Genomic DNA, 3,617 nt, shown 5'->3' on the forward strand with positions numbered 1-3,617 from the left:
GGTGTCGATCATGCGGCGATAGCCGGCCTCGTCCAGCGCGTCCTTCTTCAGCGCCGCCGAGAGCACGCCCACGCCCAGGGGCTTGCCCAGCACCAACACGTCGCCGGGGTGCGCCCCGGCGTTGCGCTTGACCCGGTCGGGGTGAACCAGCCCGAGCACCACCAGGCCGTAGATGGGTTCGACCGAGTCGATGGTGTGCCCACCGGCGATCGGGATGCCGGCCTGCCGGCACACGCTTTCGCCGCCTTGCAGGATGCGGCCGATGACCTCCAGCGGCAGTACATTGACCGGCATGCCCACGAGACCCAGCGCGAGGATGGGCCGCCCGCCCATGGCATAGACGTCGGAGATCGCATTGGTGGCCGCGATGCGTCCGAAGTCGTGCGGGTCGTCGACGATGGGCATGAAGAAGTCGGTGGTGGCGATCAGGGCCTGGTGGTCGTTGAGACGGTAGACGGCGGCATCGTCGGCCGTCTCGATGCCCACCATCAGCGCCTCGGGCACCGGCAGGCCGCGCGTGCTGCGCAGGATCTCGGACAGCACCCCCGGAGCGATCTTGCAGCCGCAGCCCCCACCGTGGGACAGCGAAGTCAGACGCGGAATGGCACAAGCGGTCATGGATGAAGGCCTCGGGCAGTCGTTCGGGCGCGGGCAGCCCGTGGTGTGACAATGCCCGCATCGGCAATTGTGCGGGAATCGACGATGGTGGACATCGACACACCCTTGTTGCGCCAGCTGGGGCGCGATGCCCTGTCCCTGGCCTTGATCGATGCCCGCAACTGTACGTTGCGCCGCTTCGAGGCCTTCGAGCGGGCCGGCAGGCTGCAGGTGCCCTGCCTGCCCGAACTCGACCCGCCGCTGTGGGTACTGGGCCATGTGGCCTGGTTCCAGGAACACTGGATCGGCCGCAATGTGGAACGCTACCGCGGCGCCCAGGCCGACCCGACCCGGCCGAAGCTGGCCTGCGTCGTGCCGCAGGCCGACGCCTGGTACGACCCCTCGCGCGTGCCGCACGACGAGCGCTGGTCGCTGGTTCTGCCCGATGCCGCCGAGACACGCGCCTACCTGGTGGACACCCTGGAGGCCACGCTCGACCTGCTGGCCGGCGCCCCCGAGACCGACGAGGGCCTGTATTTCTTCCGACTGGCGCTGTTCCATGAGGACAGGCACGCCGAGACCTTCGCCTGCATGGCCCAGACCTTGGGGATCGCGATGCCCGATGTGGCCCCGCCCGAGCCGTGCACCCCGCGCGCTCCGCTGGTGGTGCCGCACTGCCGCTGGACGCTGGGCCGTCCGCGCGGCGAGGGCTTCGTCTTCGACAACGAGAAGTGGGCCCACGAGGTGCGTCTGCCCGAGTTCGAGATCGATGCCCAGCCGGTGAGCTGGGCCCAGTACCTGGAGTTCATCGACGATGGGGGCTACGACGACCCCCGCTGGTGGAGCGAGGCAGGCTGGGCCTGGGTGCAGCGCGAGGCGCGCACCGCGCCGCGCCATGTCGAGCAGGTGCGCCACGGCGTGCTGGTGCGACGCTTCGGGGTGCTGACCCAGGTGCCGCTGGCTGCGCCGGCCACGCACGTGAGCTGCCACGAGGCCGAGGCCTGGTGCCGCTGGGCCGGACGGCGCCTGCCCTTCGAGGAGGAATGGGAGGCCGCGCAGGCCCTGGGCCTTCGCCAGGGCCTGCGCAGTGGTGAGGTCTGGGAATGGACGGCCAGCCGTTTCGAACCTTACGCGGGCTTCGAGCCCGATCCCGACCGCGACTACTCGCTGCCCTGGTTTGGCACGCACCGCGTGCTCAAGGGCGGGTCGATGGCCACGCGCGGCAGGCTGAAGGATCCGAAGTACCGCCACTTCCACCTGCCGCACCGCAACGACATCTTCTGCGGCTTTCGCTCCTGCGCCCTGTGAGGCACGGGCTCAGGCCCGGGGCTGCCGGTAGCTCCACCACGGCAGCACCGCGCGCAGGCTGAGCACCTCGCCGCAGCGCTCGGGCGTGTAGCCGGGCAGGGCGGCCAGTTCGGCCTGCCAGGACGGGTCTCGCAGCACCTGCATCAGCCGTTGCACGGCCGGTTGCTCCAGCGACGGGGCGAGCACGGCCAGCACGTAGCGCTCCTGGGCCAGCGGCAGGAAGTCCAGGCCGCGCAGGCGTGCGACGGTCTCGATGCCGAAGCCGGCATCGGCCTGGCCGCTGGCCACGGCCTCGGCCACGGCCGCATGCGAAGGTTCGGTGCGCGCCGCGCTGGACAGCCGGTGCACCGCCAGCCCCGCCTGTGCGCACAGTTCCTCGAACAGCACGCGCGAGCCCGTGCCCGCCGGGCGGATCACGAAGCGCAGGCCGGGGCGGATCAGGTCGGCCAAGCCGTGCAGGCCCAGCGGGTTGCCGCGCGCGACGATCAGGCCCTGGTGGCGCTGCGCGAAGCCGATGAGCTTGTGGCGTCCCGGCCGCAGCCTGGGCCGGTAGGTGCGCGCCGTGGCCGAGCGGCGATCGGCGTCCAGACGCAGATGGAAGCCGGCCACCAAGCAGCGCCCCTCGTTGAGCGCCTCCAGCGCATCGATGCTGCCGCTGAACTGCAAATCCAGGTGCAGGCCCGCGCGGGCCGAGCGCTCGCGCAGGCGCGGCAGGGCCTCATCGTGGCTGGCTTGCAGGCTCAGCACGAGGGCCTGCGCGTCGAAGACCACGGCAAAGGCCCGCTCGAGCTCGCCGCGCAGGGCCTCGATCTGGGGTGTGAGCCTCGCACGGGCGCGGCGCTCGGCCCACAGCAGCTTGTCGCCCAAGGGCGAGAGCTGTGCGCGCTGCCCCTTCACCCACAGCACCAGCGGCTGGCCCAGCTCGGCTTCCCAACGCTTGAGTTCGCCCCACACATGGCGGTAGGAGAGCTTCAGCTCGCGCGCCGCAGCCGAGATGGACCCCCCCCGGTGGATGGCCTCGAGCAGCCGCATCAGCGGGTGATGCAGGTCTTCGACCGGCTCGTCCGGTGCGCACAGCGCATAGCGCAGCGAAATCCTATGCATGGGGCTTCATATCGCCTTGGCGGGAAGGGAGGCCTAGCATAACGAGCATGACCCGATCCTCTGCATGAACACCTTGGCCGACAGCATCGCTCAGGCGATCGCGCTCCTTTTGTCCTTCGACCCGCGCCTGTGGAGTATCGTGGCGCTGTCGCTGCAGGTCAGCGGCGCAGCCAGCCTCATCGCGATGGGGTTGGGGCTGGGGCTGGGCGCCTGGATCGCGGTGAGCCGTTTCGCCGGCCGCCAGGCGGTGCTCGTGCTGCTCAACACCTCGCTGGCCCTGCCGGCGGTGGTGGTGGGGCTGATGGTCTACCTGCTGCTGTCGCGCGCGGGGCCGCTGGGGTCGCTGGGCCTCCTTTTTACGCCCACGGCGATGGTGGTCGCCCAGGTGGTGCTGGTGCTGCCCATCGTCACCGCGCTGGTGCGCCAGCATCTGGAAGGCGCGATGAACGATCACGGCGAGCAGTTGCGCTCGCTCGGGGCGGGGCGCTTGTGCAGTGCCCTGATCCTGGCCTGGGACGAGCGCACGGCGCTGGCCACGGTGGCCCTGGCGGCCTTCGGCCGCGCGATTGCCGAGGTGGGCGCCGTGATGATCGTGGGCGGCAACATCG

Annotated in this window: 3 protein-coding genes and 1 pseudogene; 2 read left to right on the plus strand and 2 right to left on the minus strand. The window is 70.7% G+C overall.

What is annotated here, in order from left to right; genetic code table 11:
* A partial coding sequence (selD, locus tag ACK42S_RS04825) for a selenide, water dikinase SelD (RefSeq protein ID WP_409704043.1) occupies positions 1–618 on the minus strand: 618 nt, incomplete at its 3' end.
* Between the two features lie 84 nt (positions 619–702).
* Here selD and senA point away from each other — a divergent pair.
* Complete coding sequence (gene senA / locus ACK42S_RS04830) at positions 703–1,905, plus strand: selenoneine synthase SenA (RefSeq protein WP_409704045.1); 1,203 nt, start codon at positions 703–705, stop codon at positions 1,903–1,905.
* Positions 1,906–1,914: 9 nt separating this feature from the next.
* On the opposite strand, the gene ACK42S_RS04835 is transcribed toward senA, so the two are convergent.
* Positions 1,915–3,009: a substrate-binding domain-containing protein gene (locus tag ACK42S_RS04835; RefSeq protein ID WP_409704047.1), complete on the minus strand. Its 1,095-nt coding sequence runs from the start codon at positions 3,007–3,009 to the stop codon at positions 1,915–1,917.
* Between the two features lie 127 nt (positions 3,010–3,136).
* Here ACK42S_RS04835 and ACK42S_RS04840 point away from each other — a divergent pair.
* Positions 3,137–3,617: pseudogene (locus ACK42S_RS04840) on the plus strand (ABC transporter permease); the annotation flags it as partial.

This window comes from Caldimonas sp., from assembly GCF_046289365.1.
GTDB lineage: Bacteria > Pseudomonadota > Gammaproteobacteria > Burkholderiales > Burkholderiaceae_C > Caldimonas.